Source organism: Yoonia sp. 2307UL14-13 (assembly GCF_037572755.1).
In the GTDB taxonomy this organism is placed as follows: Bacteria; Pseudomonadota; Alphaproteobacteria; order Rhodobacterales; family Rhodobacteraceae; genus Yoonia.
The window spans coordinates 202,680-222,229 of the sequence record NZ_JBBIFZ010000005.1 but is presented as its reverse complement, the minus strand read 5'-3'; the positions used below and the strand labels follow the sequence as shown (position 1 = coordinate 222,229).

Below are 19,550 nucleotides of genomic sequence, written 5' to 3'. Positions count from 1 at the left end.
ACGAAGCAAGTTCCTTATGTGGAACGCCGAACTAACGTTCGATAACCGCCTTTCTCCCGAAGAAGCGCTCTACATCGGTGCGCAAGAACAAGTGCCCGAAGGTTTCGCCGCCCACGGTGAATCGCTCGACTCCCCCAGAATACAGCTCCGTAACAAGCGTTCTCCAGAAGCCGTTGTATTCGTCGGCCAGGGTCATCTGGGTAAGAAACCGTCGGTGGAAAGCGGCGATATCATCTTCAGTCACATAAAACCGTCGAGCCCCAGAATTGGAAATGACCTCGTGACTTGCCGACGTATGCCCTGCCATCACAAGCCGTTGGAAGGCTTGACCCTCTCTCATCCCGACAGAACGCCCAAACGCCGCTGCGGAGCTGACGACCTCTGCCGGTAGCTTTGACGGAGCTTCGACCGGGACTCCGACTTCTGCAGCAAGATGGTCTATCTCGACCTTTGAGACACAAAGGGACCGGTAACCGGCCAAGCCCTTCAATCGAGCGACATGCAGGCGACCATTCCGCATAGCGTCAATGATCTGGCCAACGCTCAAGCCGCTCCGTAATTTCGCCTGCTGGACCACCTCCCACTGGTTCTGGTCTTCGGCGTCACCAGTCACCAATGCGGTCAATTCCCTTAGGAGATCAACGCCATCCTGCAGTCGCCAAGGCGATTTCACCGTCGGTATCCTTGTTCTGGGAACCAGAACCTTGTCATCAACCAGCGATTTGAATTGAGATCTGGTCGCCCCAATCGCCTTCCACATTTCGATTGGACCGACGAGTGTTGGGATCTCGGCCAGCAACGAGGCATGACGGGTGGCATCGAACGTCTTGCGCGCCGCCGGCCTTTCGTCACCTTGGTCGTACGCCCCCGCTTCAACAAGAAATTGATCCAACAGGAACTCCCCCACACCCGTTTCCTTTGCTGCTGAAGTTAGCGAATGCAGGCGCCGCTCTGGAAGACTGCGGCCCAGTATTTCGTGATTGGCTGCAACGGGCCAGATCATAACGATCCGTTCCCAGAGGATGCGTCTGAAATCGTCGAATGCGCTCTCATTGAGATGAGCGTAAGCAAGATCACGGTAAAGTTCGCCAAAGGCCTTGTGCGGTAAATCACCTGCATCTGGAGCAAGAGACGCCAGCCTATCGAGTGCATCGTCGATCGCTTCCCTGCCTTCACTGGCGACTCCAAATCCAATTCTCTGTGCAGTTCTAAGTCGGATGGCCCCCCGAACGCCGCGATATTCGGGAAGTCTCAAGAGTTCGGAGCCAAGAAGTCGGCAAAAGGTTGTTGCAGCGTATAGAGGTTGTCCCGCCAACCAAGTGTCATCACGTCCGTTTTCAAGACGCTGATCAAGCCAGAGATCATAGGCATTCAGGGAAATCCGCTCCTGCTTAAGTGTGTCTTCCAGCATGTTCTCCAGAAGTTCTGCAAGCCTGGCGCTGATATCGAAGCGTTCTGTCGGTATTTGGTGTCTCCAAAGAGGGATCAGCGGGTGACGATGCCGAACGCATACCGAGACCTCGCGCAACTGCCAGTCCCCGCGCATCGCCATTGACTCGAGTGGCTTGGTCGAACTTCCATCTGCGTCATCTTGAAGGCAGATCGGACAGCCTCGGATCGTAGGATTCCTGAGCGCGCGCGATACGAACTTCTCATTTCGGAAGATCATCCGCACATCGTCGGCCTTCTTTCCCGTCCATTGAACTAAGTTGCCCATGGCCGCGTCGTCCAAATCAGCAATCTCTGCAATGATCTCCAGAGCTTCAGGGGCGAGATTGATCAGTCTCTTTATGGAAAAACCAATGTCGACGCAAAAGTTCTTCAGATCGACCCGGTTCATGGCAGCTGCACGGGATACGTACGAGGGAAGAGTCTCTCGAAGGATCGGTTCTGGTTTGATCGAGAGTCGACCCATCTCATCAACATTCTGGATCGTATGTCAGTTGCGGTCTCGCGCATATCTTGTGAGCGCGCCCATGGCAATTGGTGGCAATTCCCTCGCCCACTAAAACTCAGCACCCGACGTTGCGGCAAATCTTGGATGGAGGCTTGCTCTGCACCTTCAGTTTTCTGACCGAGGTGCTAGTAGCGTGTGCCAGATGGGTACACGACTGACATCAGAAGAACGTAGCCGGATACATTGGTGCCAGCTTTACTTTGCGCTGCCACGCGAAGGCGTTGCGAGGCGATTTCCCACCGCGGAGTCGGCAGAAGCTCAAGTTTGTAGAGTTCGGTGGCCTTCGGGCATCCGGTGTCCGCGATGTGAAGCGATGGATATCCTTCACTTTGAAGCGCGAAAAAGATATCAGTGCCGAAAATGCAGGCATCAGTTTTCCGCGAAAACCGGGACAATCTTTCATGGAAGCAACATCACCATCCGCAAGTGGTTGCTTGCTGCTGAGTACATAATCGCAAGTTATGCGAGAGATCGAGCAACGTACGTACTTACCTCTCATCAACTGAAAGATCGCATTGGACTGTCCTATAAGGTCGCGCATGCACGCCGGAAAGATCTGATGAATGATCTCACGAACACTACACCCGGCTTGATCGCGCGCAGCATCTGCACCGATCCGATACAGTTGCCACCAGATCTGGTGCCGTATTCGAGTGAACACCTGATGTGGTGCCGCGATCGTCTTGCGAGCAAGCCAGCCTAGACGCCTGCTTCTTAAAAGGGACAAATTCCTCCAAAAAAAGTTCTCCGAGCTGTATAAAGGCAAAAATTTTCCTCCTAGGTGATTTTTGAGATGAAGAGCAGACGCCTCAAAACACTAAGGAGAATTGATGGTCGGCCTAGTCTGGCCGCTTGAGTTGAAACGCTGGTCGACAAACATGGCGTGGCGGAAATTCGCAATAAGCAACTGATTTTGCGAAATAAAATTTCTGGACTCGACTTGTTTGAAACGACTACGTTCGTCGTGAGTGCTCACTGCACCACGTTCTTGGCGAGGGCAATCGAAAGGAATTGTATGGAAAAATGAGAGAATGGCAAAAGGGGCTGATCGCTGGAACGATCAACCCCCTGAGACTGGAAGACCAGCCGTGTTGCAACGTCAACGGTATCTGAGGAAGAGCCCTTAGACAACGGTTTTCCGCACTCTGACAAGCTGATTGCCTTCTTCGTGGGCTTCCCACGAGGGCCGGTCGGCTTGCATTCATTCAACGCCATTCGAGTCCCGGACGCGAAGACCGGCATTCCCCAACTTTGAGAGGCCAGAAACGCATTCCCCGCGGGCATGCGAACGGAGAACTTATGTCTAACGAACCCTTCGACACAGATCATCAGATCTATGCCAACTCGACCTTTGGTCCGCCGACACTGGCGGACCCTGACGATCCGTTTCGGGTCGAGAATTCCCACCTCATGAAAATGGAACTCGGTAAGTCCAGCAGCTCGTGCAAGCTGTCGTTTGTGACGCGGCTTAACCGCCGGACGGTCTTGCAGGAATTTTGGTGCGCGTCTTATGAAGAAGCCGCTGTCTACCAAAACCTGGCGGGGCACAGGGATGTCGTCAATTTCAAGGAGCAGCTCACGCGCGTTGATTTTGTCGATGGGAACGGCAAACCGACCCATACTAAGGTCGATGCCCATGTTTTGCTGAAGGACGCGAACGAGGTATTGTTCTCGGTCAAGTATGACAAGAAAGCCCGCCGAAAGTCGTACATCGAAGAGATCGCAAACATCGCAGGTCAGTGCAGCCGTCAGGTTGCCGATCGGTTCAATCTGGGCTCGCGCTACGCGTTTCACCCTGTTTTTCGGAAATGTGCAGCCGAAATTCACAAAGCTCGGCGTGGATGGGACCCGGAATCTGACCGCATCGTGTTGGAGGTGGCATACGATCTCGGCGGTGTCTTCAGCTTTGGCGAGTTGATCGATCGCTCAATGTTGGGTGCCAAGGGTTACCGCGCGGCGGTTCGCCTCATTGGTGATGGGGAGATCACAAAAAACATCTTGGATCCGTTTTGCCCAGAAACCCGGTGCCGGAGTGCGGCATGACCCTATTCAAGAACCTGACTGAGGCTGACCGTGTTACTTTTGAAGGCGCTGATGTCTGGAAGGTAACTCCGAAAGTTGACCCTAAGACGAAAGAGATCACGCACTACGTGCTTGCGGTATATTCGGATTCCGATGCGCAGATCAGGACCTTCTGCCCAGACGAGATCGTCACTCTGATCGAAGCTGAACGGCTCGTAGTCGACCGCGGATACTATAGCCTGAAGCGTGTCGAAGATCGTCGGATGCATAGCCGAAAAGAGCTTTATCTGGCTGGCAAGAAGCAACGGGAGTCTATTGGTCGTAAGGTCTTTCTCGCAGAACGCATGGTCCATTATCGTCGTTTGGGCATGACGCTTACACGCGAGGGTGTCGGTATTTTCACGTCAAAGATCGACACGGACTATCGGCAATTTCAAGCTCGCGTAAAATATGGAACCGAGAAGGCGAATTCTTCTCAGTCGCTGCACCCGCTTCCCTGTAGTGATACATTGCTGGGATATCTTCGGAAGTACGAGAACGCCGACAATGACCCGAACGTTTTCAACACCAAGCGCGTCTCTGTTCAAAAGCCGACCTTTGAGAATGATGACTTTAATTTCGTGATGAATATCCTGCGCGACTACGCGCGTGGTGGACCTAGTTCCGAGGATAGCCGCCCGGTTGGCAAGTCTTCAAAACGGGAAATTGCGCAGCGCGCCGTCAAGGAAGTGGCTGAAGAGAACGCGCGCCGGGCGAAGCTGGGGCCTCTCAAGCTGATTCCTGTGAAAAGCGTGAGAACGTACGAGCGCTACATCGACGAATATCTCGACCCGTTCACAGTTGTCCTGCAGCGAGAAGGCCTCGCAGCAGCTACTCGGAAATTTGGCATGTCTGAGGCTGGCATGTCGGTCAGCACAGTTGGTGAGAACGTCCAATTCGATGCATGGTGTTTCCATGTCGTCACCCTTGATGTGACACGCGCCGAGTACGAAAGGATGACAAAGGAGGAGCGCGCGAAAGTGAAGCGCGTGCGCCGATGGGTAGTTGTCGCGATCGATGTCGCTTCAAGGATCATCCTGGGATACTCCATTTGCCGGAGCCCAAACCAAAAGGCGACACTCGAAGCTCTCAGGTCCTGCTTTATGGACAAGACATACCTGTTCCGGAATGCGGGCATTAAAGACTCAGACTGGGATCATGTCTGCCCAATCCAGCTCGTTTCGACGGATTCAGGTTCTGAGTTCGGAAAGCACCCATTCGGTGGCGCTGAGTTTTCGGGCGCGGTGAAGCGGCTCCATAGTTCGTTCATGAACACAACGGCTGGGGTCGCAAATCTGCGAGGTCATATCGAGAGGTGGTTTCGAACCTGTGAACTGAAGTTCGCGAGAACCATTCCCGGTTGGACTGCAAGTATGCCGTCGAAACTGAACGACCGGAGACCATACGAAGAGGCATGCGTCACGGATGATGAGCTTGACCAGCTCTTCGTTATCTTTATCGCCGAATACCATAACACGCCGCACCGGGGGCTGAACGGGAAAACGCCCGCGACTGCTTGGGAAGAGCTGACGCAGGATTTTGCTTACGATCCAACGCAGATCCCAGGTGCCCAAGATCTTCGCGAAGCTTGTGGGTTCTCAACCACTGCACGGGTAACGCACGAAGGCATTCGCTTCGCCGGTGCGACCTACCTCAATGAATTTATTCGGAACGATCGAAGAACACCGGTGGCAGATCGGGTCGCCGCTCCAGATGGAACGGTGGAGATCATCGTTGATCCGATGGACATGGGTGCCATCTCCGTTGTTGGCCATGACGATACGATTTCCGTCCCCGCATTGGACAGCTCATTGCGTGGGAAGACCCTTCGGCAGTGGCAAGAAGAACGCCAGCTAAGGCGTGCGGAGGGGGCTCTGGACGGCCAACGTCGCAGTGGCGCGCGTGACGAAGCACAGCGGCGCCGCGCGGAACTCGTCGGAAAGATCATGCGTGGCAATGACATGGGGATGACCGGTTACACTCAAACGGAGTTGGATCGTGCCAGCCTCGAGCTGTCATTTGGAAAAGGCTCTAACGAAGAACCCTTCGTCGGACGGGATGAATATGACGATCCCATTTACGGCGGTTTCGAGGCGGATGCCAGTGATGTCGCTGATGAAGCCGAGGTCACGCAGGACGCAGACGTAGGGGACGAACACGGGGTCAACTCGGTGGTTCTCCCGGACGAGCCCGGTAGTCTCGACCGATTCCGGACCAGCAAGAAATTCTCTCGTTAAGCAGATGAAAGAGGAGCTCCTACCATGATGTCGGAAGCTATGATCGCGACCTTTGAGAAACAGAAAAAACAGGCTCAGCTAAGTGTTAGCCTAAAGAAACCTTACTTTGAAACTAAGGTTTTCGAGGACTTTAGGGCGCGCGTTTTCAAAGTTCTGTTGGAGCGTGATGAGCTCATCCGCAACGGTATCAGGGAAGTTCAAGGCGCCGCGTTGATTGGCCCGCCCGGCATTGGCAAGACACGAATGGTCGAGCAGATTTCCGCAGACTTTAGGCAATTGGTAGCTAAAACCGGTGGGCTAGAATTCGGCTCGAACTTTTGGAGTGTGACTATTCCGAGCCGGGCAACCGTGAAAGAAATCTGCGAACTGATCTTGCGCCAGTTGGGCTATCCCATCTCACCTACATCTAGGCGCAACCCAGATTATCTGATCGGCCTTGTGCGCAGTCGATTGAAAGATCGGGACGTCGCCGCCCTTCACCTCGATGAGGTACAGGACAGCGGTCGGTACACGACCAACAACACCATGAAGCAGATCACGTCGAACTTTCGGAATTTGATGCAGGACGATGATTGGCCAGTTAGCTTGATCGTCACCGGAACCATGGAGGCAAAGGCCATTATCAATGACAACGACACGTTTTTGAGGCGGCTTGAGCCAATCGAAGTTCTGCCCATGGAGTTCAGCGAAGAAGGAGTTGCTCTGAAGACAGCGGGCAAGGAGTTGCTGAAGAAGGCTGGAGTACTCGATGATGGTCTGTTGGATGAGGATGAGTTCATTCGGATTCTGATGCACGCATCCGCACAGCGGTTTGGCATTGCCATCGAAATCTTGATTTCTGCGATCAGCAGCGCCGGGATGTCGAAGCCAAAAACCATTTCCTTCGAACACTTTGCGAAAAGCTATTACGAAAGGATGAACTGCGATGATGCACTTAATCCCTTCCTCAGTCGTGATTGGCGAAGCATTGATACGATGATTGCTATGGACAGGCACATCAAAGAATCAAGGCAGACCCGCAGGAAACCTCGGCAGAGATAACCCGCCAGGATCAAAGATATTCAAGCCGCTCAGAGATGAGCGGCTTTTTTCTTGAGAAAATCGAAGAAAACGAACGGTTTGGGAATGTCGTAAGACGGAATTTAGATGTCGCGGAGACGAAACATAGAATGTCGCACCCAAAATATTATCTTGATATAACAATGAAGTGTTATTTTTTAGGAACGGACTTTGGATGTCGAACGTCACCTCGTCCAAAGCGGGCGATATCGGCAAATAACGCATCACGCGGGAACTTCGGTGGACGCTCATTGTTGGCTTATTGACCACATGAGGCGGAGGCATACCCATGCAGCAGATCACCACAACCAATCCCGCAACCGATCAAGACATCGCCACCTATGATGTGATGACTAAAGACACCGCATTCGAAAAGATTATGGTCGCGCATCAGGCCTTTCTGCAGTGGAAGGCAAAGACGCATGAAGAGCGCGGCGCATATTTGCGTGATATCGCCGCCGCATTGCGGGATGCGTCAGACGCATTGGCACAGCTGATGACGGAAGAGACAGGGAAACTGCTGCGCGATGGTAAAACCGAGGTCGAACTCTGTGCGCAGATTTTCGAATATACGGCCACGCACGGTCCAACGGTTCTCGCCGATGAAAATCGCACCCACAACGGTGGCAAAAAGAAAGGCATAGTCGCCCATTGCCCGATCGGCGTGATATACAGCGTGCAACCGTGGAACTTTCCGATCTATCAGCCTGTGCGCGTCCTTGCGGCGAACCTGATGGCAGGCAATGCGGTGATCCTCAAGCACGCCGAGATTTGCACCGGAAGCGCACTCAAGCTGAAAGACCTCTGTGAGGTGGCTGGGCTGCCTGAGGGGCTGTTTGACGTCATCATCATCGACCACGATACGTCAGACGAAGTCATCGCGCATGACCTTGTACGTGGTGTGACGATGACGGGCAGCGACGGCGCTGGACGTCATATTGGTCAGGTCGCAACAAAAAATCTCAAGAAGTCGGTTTTGGAATTGGGATCGAATGACGCCTATGTCGTTCTTGCCGATGCAGATATCGCACTGGCCGTGGAAACCTGCGTGAAGGGCAGGCTATACAACAACGGTCAGACCTGTGTCTCGGCCAAGCGGTTCGTCGTCGCCGACGCTGTCTATGATGATTTCGTCGATGCATTTGTCGCACAGATGAAAAACGTCAAGATGGGTGATCCAAAGGAAGACGATACGCAGTTAGGCCCGCTATCGAGCAAAGAGCAGTTCGACACCGTGCATCAGCAGGTCAAGGACAGTATCGCGCACGGGGCCGTGGCGCTTTGCGGCGGCGATCCGGGGTCCGAAACAGGTCAGTTCTATCCTGCGACCGTATTGAGCAACTGCACACCCGGCATGCCTGCCTATGACGATGAAATCTTTGGACCCGTTGCGTCGGTGATACGGGCCGAGGATGATGAAGATGCGATGCGCATCGCGAATGACAGTCGTTATGGTCTTGGCGGTGGTATTTTCACCAAAGACGAAGCAAAGGCGATCGACCTTGCCCGCAACCATTTCGATACCGGCATGGTGCGCATCAACTCTTTCGGCGCCGCCGACCCCAATATGCCGTTCGGCGGCGTGAAAGATTCCGGTTTCGGGCGTGAACATGGTGGTTTTGGCATGAAGGAATTTACCAACGCCAAGGCCATTTTCCTTCCTTGATTAGATGTGACGACGCATATGTGCCGCCACACGACAAGATGGTGACCAATCATGTGACAGAGTAACCAATAGTGCGCGCAAAAAGAACATAGCGCGAACTTAAAGTTCCGAAAAATCTCGCAATCTCAATGCGTTGTGCGATTCGAATTTTGTCGAGAAACTAATTATTTGCGCACGAAACAATTAGTCCGCGCAAATTTTTTTGAACTTTTTTGCAGTCTGCAAGGATGATGCAGAACGCACGAAAAAGCCCGCGTCAGAGACGCGGGTCTACATGGCAGACAGTTTGTGAAACGAGAGCTTACCCGGTCAGGGCTTCAACGAAGGGATGGTCCCTACGATACATCGTGTCGAAGCCCCTGTGGGTGAAGGGCGTGGCGGCCCGGCTCGCCTGTGTCTTGGCGACCCAGACGTCAATGAAGTGGTCCGCGCGGAGCATTCCACTGCCTTCTACCTTCTCGGCACCGATGGCACCGATCGTCAGCTTGATAGTCAGCCCCCAGCGGAAAGCCCCCGCAGCTACCAGACGATGATAGAAATCTTCGGTACGGATGCCGTCTTCCACCTGAAGTCCGGACTTCATTGCATAGCTGCCGACGATCTCGTGGACCGTATGAAAATCGTCGGGCAATGAGATGTCCTCGAATTCGATGCGGTTGATCAAGCGGTAGAGCTGCGGCTCCTGTCTCAGATAGCCGTTCAGTTCCGGCACACCCGAGAAGATCAGGATCAAGGGCCAGTCGTGGGACTTCATCAGTGTCTTGAAGGAGTCGAGGATCGCAAGTCGATCCGTGTCGTTCTTCTTGCGGAAAATGTGCTGTGCTTCGTCGTAGTGGATCCCGACGACACCGGCGAGCTTCGCCTCTGTGACAACACGCTCCCAGATCTCCGTTTGGGTCAGGCGAGCTTTTTCATGGAGCGGAAAGCCGATTGCCCCAATGGTGTTGCGCCCCAGATCCTTCCATCCCTGCGTCCCGCTCAAGATACACTCGGCAAACCGGGCGGGCTGACCTGACGGCAGGGCAATATCGCTGCTATTGAAGCGCTTCAGGAGTTCCCTGATCTCCTTCGTCTTCCGCAAGCCGGTACCACCTCGAAACCGTCCTCGCCCATCCGCCCCTCAGCGACGGCCCGTTCCTGACCAGCCTTGCGGGTCCTCTTCAGGAATTTCCGGTACCGCTCCTCGACGCCTCTGAGTGATGGGACATCATCGAGGAATTTGAGATCATGGAACGGGATCGTGGAGTTCGAACGAGACATGGCGGAATCCTTTCATGGCGCAGCCGTGCTTCTGCGCGCTTCGCCCGGCCAAAAGGCGGCGGGCTGACTGATATGAAAGGTTCCGGAACCTGTAGAGCGAACAAAGCGCGAACTGTCAAATCAGAGGCAGCCGAGAACTCTGGGACGACCTCAAGGGCACCGAGACGATCCCGACTTAAGCAATGTAAATCGATAGTTTATCCTGAACCTGGCACAGCTGCCAAACCGCTCTCAAATCAATTTGCGCGCACTATTGCTTTCTTTTGCGCGCACTTCCGGTTTTTCTGGCATGTCGCTGGATGATGGTGCTGTGAGGGAGGATTGAACTCCCGACCTCACCCTTACCAAGGGTGCGCTCTACCACTGAGCTACCACAGCACGATGGGCGGGAATTAGCGACAATCGCGCAGTGGCGCAAGCCCTCTTGCCGAAATTACGACGAGGCCGCAACAGGACGCCGCCGCGCCATCGCCGTCCGCCAGACACCACTCCGGAACCGCAGGTGAAACAAGGGAAACTTGACCAATTCCTCGGCCAAAAACAAAGCAAAGACCCATACGACCGGCGCATCCAGATAAAGGATCAGCAGCGCCGTCATCGGCATCCGGAACCCCCATTGCGAGATCAGGAAGATGTTCATCACATAGACCGTATCGCCACCGGCGCGCAGGGTATTGCCGCACATCGCGTTACTGATCTTGGGAAAGGTCAAGACCAACAGAACGGGCAGGAAACCCCACAACGCATCTAGCGTCGCGGGCTGCAGATCGGGGTAAATCCACGGAAACGCCAGCGATGCCCCCAGATACAGCAACGACACAAAGCCTGCCAAACCCAGCGCCACCCGCCAGCCCTGTGCCAAAAACCCGCTCAGCACCGCATCCGGTGCGCGACGGCCCAAAAGCTGCCCCACGAAAATCCCCGTCGCCTGCGCCCAGCACATCATCACGACGCCCACGACCATGACCCATGGCATGATGATCGTCATCGCCGCAAAGGCGTGGATGTCCATCCGCGCGAACAAAAGCGCACCGACCGAATGGGCCAGCGTATTGCTCATGAATGTCCCGGCGATGGGCAGGGCGAAGACCAGGCCGAACCAGGCAACCCGCGGGAACCCGCCCTGCGACCACCCTGGCACGCGCAGAACTTGGGCATCAAAACGCCACAGGCACACGGTCAAAAAGACCAATCGAAAGCCTGCGGCCACCGCACTCCCCGCCGCGGCCCCGGCAAGGCCCAGCGCAGGAAGCCCGCCCAGCCCATGGATCAAGGCGACACTCAGGCCGATATTCAACGGCATCTCGGCCAGACGGCTATAAAGCGGCACGCGCGGGCGGCCCGTTCCATTGAAATGACACGTGATCGGCTGACTGATGGCCTCGCACAGGATGACAACCGCAAAAAGACGCAGATACCCCATCGCATCCGCCGCAATCAGTTGCGTGTGGGCGAATGCCGCGAACAGATCGGCGGCGAACAGGGCAACGACAGCCAGCCCACACAGGGTCGCGGCCATGGTGACCGCCATCCCACCCAGCAAGGCACTTTTCAGGGCCACTTGATCATCCGCACCCTGCGCCTGTGCCACCAGAATCTGGATCGCGTTCGACAGCGAAAAGATCACCCCGATCAACAGCCCCGTCAGCACCCCCGCCAGCCCCATCGCGGCCAAGGCACCCTCCCCCAACGGGGCAACCAGCGCTGTATCGATCATCATCACGCCATACAGAAGCAACGCATTGATCCCCAGCGGCCATGCCAGCCGGAACACCGATGTCATAGTGGGTGTGCTCATACGTCGAACCCTACGCCTAGGTATGGGGAAATGACAGACAGACGAACAACGCCCGAGCTTTCACAATTTCGCCTCAAAGAAAGTGTTCGTTGAACCCAAGGTGGGAGCTAAAATCATGTTTGATTTCGCCCAAGCTGGCATGGCCTTTGCGTTTCTCATTGGGGTCGCCTTTTGGCTGTGGGGTGCGCATCGCATAGCGCGAACCACAAAGATATTGATAAGTGGTGGTGTGGCAGAGGGCGCTGCATACCAGGCACGATACACTGCGAAAGGCACGCTGGACCAAGAAGTTTCGGTGTCGATTGTATTTACGTCGGACCAGGGCGAATTTGTTGAATTTCGGCAAATGGTTCCGGTCGTGCGCGAGACATATCGCGTCTATTACGACCGGGCAAAACCGGCCAGAGCCGTTGTTTATCCATGGTTGCAACTGTTTTACGGAACATTCTTGTTGTTACTCGGCGGTTACTTTGTCTCCCAGCTTTATGCAGACGTCCTGCAGACCTTTTGGGAACGACTTTGAAAAGGCCGTTTCACACCTCTCTGGACGCATTTCCCCCGACTTGATAACAGAGCGGCCATGAACAAAAGCGTCGACAAAACCAAGGCAAAAGCCAAAGACCGGGACGACCGGCTGAAGGCGGCGCTCAAGGCCAATATGGCCAAACGCAAGGCGCAGGCGCGCGCGCGGGCCGAGCAGAACAACAATAAGAAAGGCTAGACAGGCATGGATTCCATCGTCGTCACAGGGGGCACGCCCCTCAACGGGCAGATTCAGATCGCAGGGGCAAAGAACGCGGCGCTGACGCTGATGCCGGTCACACTGCTTTCCGAAGAGCCGCTGACGCTGACCAACACACCCCGCCTGTCGGACATCAAAACGATGACCGCCCTCCTGCAATCGCTGGGGGTCGAGGTCACCGCGCTGCAGGACGGCAAGGTGCAGGTGCTGTCATCGCACAACGTCACCAACACGACCGCCGATTACGACATCGTCCGCAAGATGCGGGCCTCCAACCTCGTCCTCGGTCCACTCCTCGCCCGACACCATCAGGCGATCGTCTCCCTGCCCGGCGGCTGCGCCATCGGCGCGCGCCCAATGGACATTCACGTCACCGCGTTGGAAGCGCTCGGCGCCGAAATCGAACTCAAGGACGGCTACCTGCACGCCAAGGCCAAGGGCGGGCTCAAGGGCAATAAGGTCCCCCTCCGTTTCGCCTCTGTCGGGGCCACCGAAAACGTGCTGATGGCCGCCACGCTCGCCAAAGGCACGACCGTGATCGAAAACGCCGCGCGCGAGCCTGAAATCGTCGACCTCGCCCAATGCCTGCGCCGCATGGGCGCGCAGATCGACGGCGAAGGGACGGACACGATCACAATCCAAGGCGTCGACAAACTCGGCGCCGCCACCCACCCCGTCGTCACCGACCGGATCGAGCTTGGCACCTACATGCTCGCCCCCGTCTTTGCGGGGGGTGAGGTCGAATGCCTCGGCGGACGGATGGACCTCGTCGGCGCTTTCGCCGAAAAACTCGACGCTGCCGGGATCAGCGTGACCGAAACCGACAAAGGCCTGAAAGTCGCCCGAAACGGCGCACGCGCCAAGGCCGTCAACGTCACGACCGAAGTCTTCCCCGGGTTCCCCACCGACCTGCAGGCGCAGATGATGGCCATGCTTTGCACCGCCGAAGGGACCTCCATCCTCGAAGAAAAAATCTTCGAAAACCGCTTCATGCACGCCCCCGAACTGATGCGGATGGGCGCGGATATCGAGGTCCACGGCGGCACCGCCACCGTCCACGGTGTCGAGCGGCTGAAAGGCGCGCCCGTGATGGCCACCGACCTGCGCGCCTCGGTCTCGCTGATCCTCGCAGGGCTCGCGGCAGAGGGCGAAACCGTGGTCAACCGCGTCTACCACCTTGACCGCGGCTATGAACATGTCGAAGAGAAACTGGGCGCCGTCGGCGCGAAAATCGAACGGGTCCCAGGATCATGACTCAGGACGCTTCATTCGAAGACGGCAAGGAACGGCCCCTGCGGCTCAAGGCGCTCGACGCCGAGGACCTCTCGGTTATCGCCACCCTCACCCAAGACGCCATCTTCCCCGCGTCCGAGATGCAATACGACCGCAAAGCGCGCCGCTTCGGCCTGCTACTCAACCGGTTCCGCTGGGAAGACGCGGCCAACGCCACCGCGCGCAAACGCGGCTATGAACGGGTGCAGGCGGTTCTGGCGTTCGAGGACGTCACCCGCGTCCAGACCCAGGGCGTCGACAAATCCGACCCCGACATGGTGTTCTCGCTCCTCGGGATCAGCTTCACCCCCGGCGACGACGGCACCGGACGGATCGAACTGACCCTGGCGGGCGACGGCGTGATCGGGCTCGACGTCGAAACGCTCGAAGTCATCCTGCGCGACGTGACGCGGCCTTATGTCGCCCCATCCGGCAAGGCACCGACCCACCCCGATTGATCACAAAACAAAGCTCGAGGGGCGGAAGGTCGTATCGATCAGCTCATTCTCGAAATCCAGCACCAGCGGGCGCTGGATACCGGGCAGGATGCACAGATCATAAATCTCGGATGCCGGGCCATCGATCGTCAGCACATGAACGGGCTTTTCGGTCTTCAGATCGACAATCGTGATCTGGCACGCAGGGTCCTCCCCGGTGTCCTTCAAACGACGGTTCAACGGGGTCGCGTCATTGCCTTCGAACACACCGTCGCGGCGGGGTTTCGAACTGCCGACCAGGGCGTAATGCTTCCAAAACGCAATCCCGCGGGTAAACCCGGGCACCGCGCAAATCGGGCGATACCGCCCGGCGTCCAAATCCACCTCGCCAAACTCACCCATGCCACTATTGGCGACGAACAGCCGCCCCTGATGCAGCTGCGGCGAATGGGGCATATGCAATCCGTCGCACACGATCTCATCCGTCTGCACATCGATCACGATCCCACTGGACACGTCACGCGGCAGGCTGCGCCAGCCCCGACCGGGCGTGGCCTTCGCAAAACACGTCACATAACGCGGATACCCATTTTCCAGCGCCAGACAATTCAGATGACACAAATCACCAAAGGCAAATTCCGGGATAAAGGGCGGCTTCCAAATCGGCTCAAAGCTCCACTTTTCATGCAATCGCCCGATACAGTTGAAATTGCACGCCGCAAAGAACACACCCTTATCGGAAGCCCGCACATCATGCAGATTAACCAATCCCGTGGTTGTCGCCCCCATCGGCACCCAAACCGCGTCATGCCCGTGTGATGTCTGCCCCTTGCCCAGGAAATTCTCGAACCGCCACAACTGGTTACGGCCCGCCATCCACAAGGTCCCATCATGCAGGCTGAGCCCCATTGCGCGGGTAAAGGTCGCGTCGCGAAACTGCAGCTGGCGCAGGTCATTGACGCCCAACATGAACAGTTTGCCAATGTGATAAGTGTTGAACGCGAGCGACACACGCTGGTCAGCCAGCCATTTCGGAAAGCCGGGCGTGTACGAAAAACCTATCTGATCCGAGCGGCGCTCGGCCACTTGCATATCAGGCTGGCCCTGATCCCCGTCATGGTTGATACTCTCCGCCATAAAGCAAGCCATAGGACATAAAGTCTTGCACGTATATCGGTAACTTGGGGCGGACGAGGATGACAAAGCAGGACAACACAGATGCCGATGGCGGCATGATCGCCGTCTCACCCCTCTACCCCAACCTCGATGTGCTGACGGTGATTGGTGAGGTCTGTTTTCTCTGCTTCCATTCTACCCTATACCGGCACTGGAGCATGCAAACGATCGGTCGAGTCTTCGAACCGCCCATCTATCTCAAGCAATTCCAGATCTACCGCGCCCGCGGCGTACCGCGCGGGCTGGTCACATGGGCCAAACTCGACGCGGCAGCCGAAGAAAAGCACCTGCATGGCGGCGGGCTGGACACGTTCGAGGAATGGCGATCCGGCGATCAATTCTGGATCATGGATCTGATGGCGCCATGGGGGCATGGCCGGACCATCATCAAAAACGTGCTCGACACGGTGCCCGTGGACGAATTCAAAACGTTGCGGGTCAAAAACGATCGGCGATCGGTGGTGACATGGCAGCGCAGCGCCAACCGAAAAAAATGGACAACAAAACGCTGTAGGATCTCTTAGAGTAAACTATTAGTTGTATCATCGGCCGTTTTCGCCGATTTTACATAACAGTCATGATGTGAGGGGCAGGTAATGGTTTCACTTTCGGGGCCGACAACAGGGACGATCAGCGAAGGAATCAATGGGTCCGGTCTAGTAACTATCACCGGGACGGTGACAAATACCGAACCCCCTGGGGCGCCAACATGGCTTGCCGGCGGTTACACCGTTTTGGATGCACCAGCAGCAGGCACACTGACGATTGTCCAGAACACCACCGGAGGCGAAGGCGGATATACTTGGACCTACACGATCGACTCTGATGATCCGTTTCTGGATGCGATTGATGACGGCGACACAACAACAATCGATTTTACCGTTCGGGTAACAGACGTTTCTTACAATGCAGCCAATGGCTACGCGACTACGGTTGGCGGCGTGCCGGTTGTCGACGAACACACCGTCACCATCACCATCAACGGCCGGAACGAGGTCTGCTTCCTCCGCGGCACCGAAATAGCCACACCTACCGGCCCTCGCCCCGTTGAAGACCTCGCACCGGGCGATCTCATACTCACCAAAGATAACGGCCCTCAGCCGATCCGCTGGATCGGGTGCAGCACCGTGTCCGACGCATTCCGGCGCGGAAATGACAACCTTGAACCGATCATCATCTCGGCCGACGCCATTGCACCCGGCATGCCCAGCGCCGACCTCATCGTCTCGCCGCAGCACCGCATCTTGATCGCCGCCCCGCAATGCACGCTCTTGTTCGGCGAAGACGCCACGCTCGCCAGCGCCAAAAGCCTCTTGAACGGGCACAGCATTCGCAGGGCGGACAAGCGACTGGAAAACCTTGAATACTGGCACATCATGCTCGATACGCACGATGTCATCTTCGCCAATGGCTGCCCGGCAGAAACGCTTTATTTCGGCGACATGACGGACCAGGCCCTCAGCAAGGCGCAAGCCGCTGAAATCGACGCGCTTTTTCCTGACCTGCACGATGAGAAACCGGTGATGGCCTACCCCGAATTGAAAACGTTCGAGGCCAAGGTGCTGATGTCAGCTCTGCACGGTTGACACGGACGCCCTGCCTGCGAATTCTTAACAATCTCGGGCTTAAGGTGAATTCGTTAACAATTCACCCCGGCAGCGGGCGCGAGGGTCCGATGGAATTCTGATGAAATTCCGATGGTTTTCCGATAGCTCCTTTCGCCGATTAAATAAATAAATTCAAATACTTATATACAATCAATGGAAAAGTACTACGTTTTGCCGCCAAACCCTTAACACCACCTTAACATCCGCTACTTTTCCCGCATTGATGCCCCCCATCCATCCCGCTATGTCCTCGGGAAAGGAGCATCCGATGCCGCAATTTCTGTCTACCACCGACCCCGATTTCGAATCTCGCTTCACGGCCCTGCTGAACGCCAAACGCGAAGACAGCCCGGACGTCGATCATGTGGTGGCGGAAATCATCGCCGACGTCCGCACCCGCGGCGATGCGGCGGTGCTGGAATTGACAGCCAAATTCGACCGGCTGGACCTGACACCCGACAAGATGCGGTTTTCAAAGGCAGAAATCGACGCCGAATGCGCCAAGGTCAGTGCGGAGGATTGCGAAGCGCTCGAACTCGCCGCAGACCGCATCCGCGCCTATCACGAACGGCAAATGCCGCAGGACGCGAGCTGGACCGACGAAGCAGGTGCCATGCTCGGCTGGCGCTGGACGCCCGTTTCAGCCGCCGGCCTCTACGTCCCCGGCGGCCTTGCCTCCTATCCATCTTCGGTCCTTATGAACGCCATCCCCGCCAAGGTCGCTGGCGTCGAACGGCTCGCCATCGTCGTGCCCACTCCGGACGGCGTGACAAACCCTCTTGTCCTCATGGCCGCCCGCATCGCTGGGGTCGACGAAATCTACCGGATCGGCGGCGCACAAGCCGTCGCGGCGCTCGCCTATGGCACCGAAACCATTGCCCCCGTTGATAAAATCACCGGCCCCGGCAACGCCTTCGTCGCCGCCGCAAAAAGGAGGGTCTTCGGCAAGGTCGGCATCGACATGATCGCCGGGCCGTCCGAAATCCTCGTCATCGCAGACAAGGACAATGACCCGGACTGGATCGCGCTCGATCTGCTCAGTCAGGCGGAACATGATGAAAGCGCACAATCCTTGCTGATCACCGATAATAAGGCGTTTGGACAGGCCGTTGCAGAAGCCGTTGAAAAGCGGCTTGAAACACTCGAACGCCGCACGATCGCAAGTGCCAGTTGGCGCGATTATGGCGCGGTGGTCACCGTTGAAAACATGGAACAGGCGGTAGCTCTGACCAACCGGATCGCCCCCGAACACCTCGAAATCTGCACCGACAATGCCGATGCATTGGCAGCGCAAATCAAACACGCAGGCGCCATCTTCATCGGCGGCTGGACGCCCGAGGCGATCGGCGATTACGTCGGCGGCCCCAACCACGTCCTGCCCACGGCCCGATCCGCCCGGTTTTCCAGCGGCCTCTCGGTCATGGACTTCCTCAAGCGGACGACTTTGTCGCGCATGACCCCCGAAGCACTGGCTGCCATCGGCCCGGCGGCTGAACGCCTCGCACGATCCGAAAGCCTCGAAGCGCACGGCTTGTCAGTACGTGCCCGGCTAGACAAACTGAACCAATGATCCGCTCTCTCTTCCTCACCCTTGCTGTTGGAACCTTCGCAATGACCGCCCATGCGAACGAGGCCGAAGACCGCAGGGCACGCTCGATCGCGATCCTCGAAGCAGAGGGTATCCCATACCTCGACTCGCTGCCGCTGATCGAAACCGAAAAGACCGCCCTGCGCCGATCCGAAGAAGAGATCGTCCAGCGGGCTATCGCCCTTGCCATCGTTGCGGTCAAAGGCGAAACCGGCGATCACGCACTCGGTCTGGCGCTGATCGATCAGTTCGACGCAGATGGCTTTTTCAGCCCGGATGAATTGGCCTATCTGAACGATCCCGACCCTGACGAACAAACCCACATCAACTTCATCTGGCGCTACGAAAGCGCGTACGTGATGCTTTGGGCGCTCGGGTTTTATGACGATCTGGGGCAACCCGCCGATATCGTCGATGTCGGCCAAATGGCAGGCCTCTTGCGCGATCTGGGCACCGAAGGCCTCCGCCGCGAGGGCAGATTGCGCCCGCAAAGCGAAATCCTCGATGCCGCCGACCTGATCTATCGCTACAACTGGGCCGCAGTGAATGCACGGGTCAACGGCAAACCACCGCCTGAGGGTGTAAACCCCAGCGTCACCTATGAACGGCACTATGCCCTGAATTGGCTGATCGGGTATCTGGATCAGGCTTGGGATGATATTTCGACAGATACCTGAGCCTTGCCCGCCT

18 protein-coding genes and 1 tRNA gene are annotated in these 19,550 nt (G+C 56.5%); 13 read left to right on the top strand and 6 right to left on the bottom strand.

Translation table 11 applies throughout. The features are described from left to right. Positions 1-31: 31 nt before the first annotated feature. Positions 32-1,915, bottom strand: coding sequence for a TniQ family protein (locus V8J85_RS14285; RefSeq protein WP_339954426.1), 1,884 nt, complete (start codon positions 1,913-1,915; stop codon positions 32-34). Positions 1,916-2,099: 184 nt separating this feature from the next. On the opposite strand from V8J85_RS14285, the gene V8J85_RS14280 reads away from it, so the two are divergent. The 5 genes from V8J85_RS14280 to V8J85_RS14260 all read left to right on the top strand — a co-directional run bounded on the left by V8J85_RS14280 (position 2,100) and on the right by V8J85_RS14260 (position 8,980). Beyond that, the gene (locus V8J85_RS14280) at positions 2,100-2,660 is read left to right on the top strand and encodes a transposase (RefSeq protein ID WP_339954425.1); all 561 of its coding nucleotides are present in this window, start codon (positions 2,100-2,102) and stop codon (positions 2,658-2,660) included. Positions 2,661-3,367: 707 nt separating this feature from the next. Next, positions 3,368-4,000, top strand: a complete 633-nt coding sequence (locus V8J85_RS14275; RefSeq protein WP_339954424.1) for a hypothetical protein — start codon at positions 3,368-3,370, stop codon at positions 3,998-4,000. Continuing rightward, the gene (locus V8J85_RS14270; RefSeq protein WP_339954423.1) at positions 3,997-6,255 is read left to right on the top strand and encodes a hypothetical protein; all 2,259 of its coding nucleotides are present in this window, start codon (positions 3,997-3,999) and stop codon (positions 6,253-6,255) included. The genes V8J85_RS14275 and V8J85_RS14270 overlap by 4 nt, the downstream gene beginning before the upstream one ends. Before the next feature lie 24 nt (positions 6,256-6,279). Further along, entirely contained in the window at positions 6,280-7,296 is a 1,017-nt protein-coding gene (locus V8J85_RS14265) for an AAA family ATPase (RefSeq protein ID WP_339954422.1), read from the top strand. A 307-nt stretch (positions 7,297-7,603) separates the two neighbouring features. Beyond that, on the top strand, positions 7,604-8,980 hold the full coding sequence (locus V8J85_RS14260; RefSeq protein ID WP_339954421.1) for an NAD-dependent succinate-semialdehyde dehydrogenase: 1,377 nt from the start codon (positions 7,604-7,606) through the stop codon (positions 8,978-8,980). Positions 8,981-9,281: 301 nt separating this feature from the next. Here the strand turns inward: V8J85_RS14260 and V8J85_RS14255 are convergent, their stop codons facing one another. The 4 genes from V8J85_RS14255 to V8J85_RS14240 form a co-directional block, all read right to left on the bottom strand. Further along, a complete protein-coding gene (locus V8J85_RS14255; RefSeq protein ID WP_339954420.1) occupies positions 9,282-10,061 on the bottom strand; it encodes an ATP-binding protein in 780 nt (259 codons plus the stop codon). Continuing rightward, positions 10,028-10,240: a hypothetical protein gene (locus V8J85_RS14250; RefSeq protein ID WP_339954419.1), complete on the bottom strand. Its 213-nt coding sequence runs from the start codon at positions 10,238-10,240 to the stop codon at positions 10,028-10,030. Before V8J85_RS14250 ends, V8J85_RS14255 begins: the two co-directional genes overlap by 34 nt. Before the next feature lie 303 nt (positions 10,241-10,543). Further along, positions 10,544-10,618, bottom strand: a tRNA-Thr gene (locus tag V8J85_RS14245). A gap of 55 nt (positions 10,619-10,673) precedes the next feature. Further along, complete coding sequence (locus V8J85_RS14240; RefSeq protein WP_339954418.1) at positions 10,674-12,038, bottom strand: MATE family efflux transporter; 1,365 nt, start codon at positions 12,036-12,038, stop codon at positions 10,674-10,676. A gap of 115 nt (positions 12,039-12,153) precedes the next feature. On the opposite strand from V8J85_RS14240, the gene V8J85_RS14235 reads away from it, so the two are divergent. Genes V8J85_RS14235 through V8J85_RS14220 form a run of 4 tightly spaced genes read left to right on the top strand, consistent with a single transcriptional unit; the run spans position 12,154 to position 14,510 of the window. Beyond that, entirely contained in the window at positions 12,154-12,561 is a 408-nt protein-coding gene (locus tag V8J85_RS14235; RefSeq protein WP_339954417.1) for a hypothetical protein, read from the top strand. Positions 12,562-12,618: 57 nt separating this feature from the next. Then, positions 12,619-12,759 carry a hypothetical protein gene (locus V8J85_RS14230; RefSeq protein ID WP_339954416.1) on the top strand — a complete coding sequence of 47 codons (141 nt, stop codon included), beginning with the start codon at positions 12,619-12,621 and terminating at the stop codon, positions 12,757-12,759. Between the two features lie 6 nt (positions 12,760-12,765). Beyond that, positions 12,766-14,034 (top strand): UDP-N-acetylglucosamine 1-carboxyvinyltransferase, encoded by a 1,269-nt coding sequence (gene murA / locus V8J85_RS14225; protein WP_339954415.1) that lies wholly within the window; start codon positions 12,766-12,768, stop codon positions 14,032-14,034. Then, positions 14,031-14,510, top strand: a complete 480-nt coding sequence (locus tag V8J85_RS14220; RefSeq protein ID WP_339954414.1) for a DUF2948 family protein — start codon at positions 14,031-14,033, stop codon at positions 14,508-14,510. The genes murA and V8J85_RS14220 overlap by 4 nt, the downstream gene beginning before the upstream one ends. Here the strand turns inward: V8J85_RS14220 and V8J85_RS14215 are convergent, their stop codons facing one another. Beyond that, entirely contained in the window at positions 14,511-15,626 is a 1,116-nt protein-coding gene (locus tag V8J85_RS14215) for a TIGR03032 family protein (protein ID WP_339954413.1), read from the bottom strand. It lies immediately after the preceding gene. A gap of 59 nt (positions 15,627-15,685) precedes the next feature. Here V8J85_RS14215 and V8J85_RS14210 point away from each other — a divergent pair, with 59 nt between their 5' ends. The 4 genes from V8J85_RS14210 (at position 15,686) to V8J85_RS14195 (ending at position 19,537) form a co-directional block, all read left to right on the top strand. Next, positions 15,686-16,189: a toxin-activating lysine-acyltransferase gene (locus V8J85_RS14210; RefSeq protein WP_339954412.1), complete on the top strand. Its 504-nt coding sequence runs from the start codon at positions 15,686-15,688 to the stop codon at positions 16,187-16,189. 72 nt (positions 16,190-16,261) lie between these two features. Beyond that, positions 16,262-17,251, top strand: coding sequence for a Hint domain-containing protein (locus tag V8J85_RS14205; protein ID WP_339954411.1), 990 nt, complete (start codon positions 16,262-16,264; stop codon positions 17,249-17,251). 289 nt (positions 17,252-17,540) lie between these two features. Beyond that, a complete protein-coding gene (gene hisD / locus V8J85_RS14200) occupies positions 17,541-18,842 on the top strand; it encodes a histidinol dehydrogenase (protein ID WP_339954410.1) in 1,302 nt (433 codons plus the stop codon). Next, positions 18,839-19,537, top strand: coding sequence for a DUF4272 domain-containing protein (locus tag V8J85_RS14195; protein WP_339954409.1), 699 nt, complete (start codon positions 18,839-18,841; stop codon positions 19,535-19,537). The genes hisD and V8J85_RS14195 overlap by 4 nt, the downstream gene beginning before the upstream one ends. Positions 19,538-19,550: the final 13 nt, after the last annotated feature.

Coding starts and splice junctions, on each gene's coding strand:
- V8J85_RS14195 (WP_339954409.1), top strand. CDS start 18,839: ATGATCCGCTCTCTCTTCCTCACCCTTGCTGTTGGAACCTTCGCAATG.
- V8J85_RS14250 (WP_339954419.1), bottom strand. CDS start 10,240: ATGTCTCGTTCGAACTCCACGATCCCGTTCCATGATCTCAAATTCCTC.
- V8J85_RS14205 (WP_339954411.1), top strand. CDS start 16,262: ATGGTTTCACTTTCGGGGCCGACAACAGGGACGATCAGCGAAGGAATC.
- murA (WP_339954415.1), top strand. CDS start 12,766: ATGGATTCCATCGTCGTCACAGGGGGCACGCCCCTCAACGGGCAGATT.
- V8J85_RS14220 (WP_339954414.1), top strand. CDS start 14,031: ATGACTCAGGACGCTTCATTCGAAGACGGCAAGGAACGGCCCCTGCGG.
- V8J85_RS14215 (WP_339954413.1), bottom strand. CDS start 15,626: ATGGCGGAGAGTATCAACCATGACGGGGATCAGGGCCAGCCTGATATG.
- hisD (WP_339954410.1), top strand. CDS start 17,541: ATGCCGCAATTTCTGTCTACCACCGACCCCGATTTCGAATCTCGCTTC.
- V8J85_RS14280 (WP_339954425.1), top strand. CDS start 2,100: ATGGGTACACGACTGACATCAGAAGAACGTAGCCGGATACATTGGTGC.
- V8J85_RS14275 (WP_339954424.1), top strand. CDS start 3,368: ATGAAAATGGAACTCGGTAAGTCCAGCAGCTCGTGCAAGCTGTCGTTT.
- V8J85_RS14285 (WP_339954426.1), bottom strand. CDS start 1,915: ATGGGTCGACTCTCGATCAAACCAGAACCGATCCTTCGAGAGACTCTT.
- V8J85_RS14265 (WP_339954422.1), top strand. CDS start 6,280: ATGATGTCGGAAGCTATGATCGCGACCTTTGAGAAACAGAAAAAACAG.
- V8J85_RS14210 (WP_339954412.1), top strand. CDS start 15,686: ATGACAAAGCAGGACAACACAGATGCCGATGGCGGCATGATCGCCGTC.
- V8J85_RS14260 (WP_339954421.1), top strand. CDS start 7,604: ATGCAGCAGATCACCACAACCAATCCCGCAACCGATCAAGACATCGCC.
- V8J85_RS14270 (WP_339954423.1), top strand. CDS start 3,997: ATGACCCTATTCAAGAACCTGACTGAGGCTGACCGTGTTACTTTTGAA.
- V8J85_RS14235 (WP_339954417.1), top strand. CDS start 12,154: ATGTTTGATTTCGCCCAAGCTGGCATGGCCTTTGCGTTTCTCATTGGG.
- V8J85_RS14240 (WP_339954418.1), bottom strand. CDS start 12,038: ATGAGCACACCCACTATGACATCGGTGTTCCGGCTGGCATGGCCGCTG.
- V8J85_RS14230 (WP_339954416.1), top strand. CDS start 12,619: ATGAACAAAAGCGTCGACAAAACCAAGGCAAAAGCCAAAGACCGGGAC.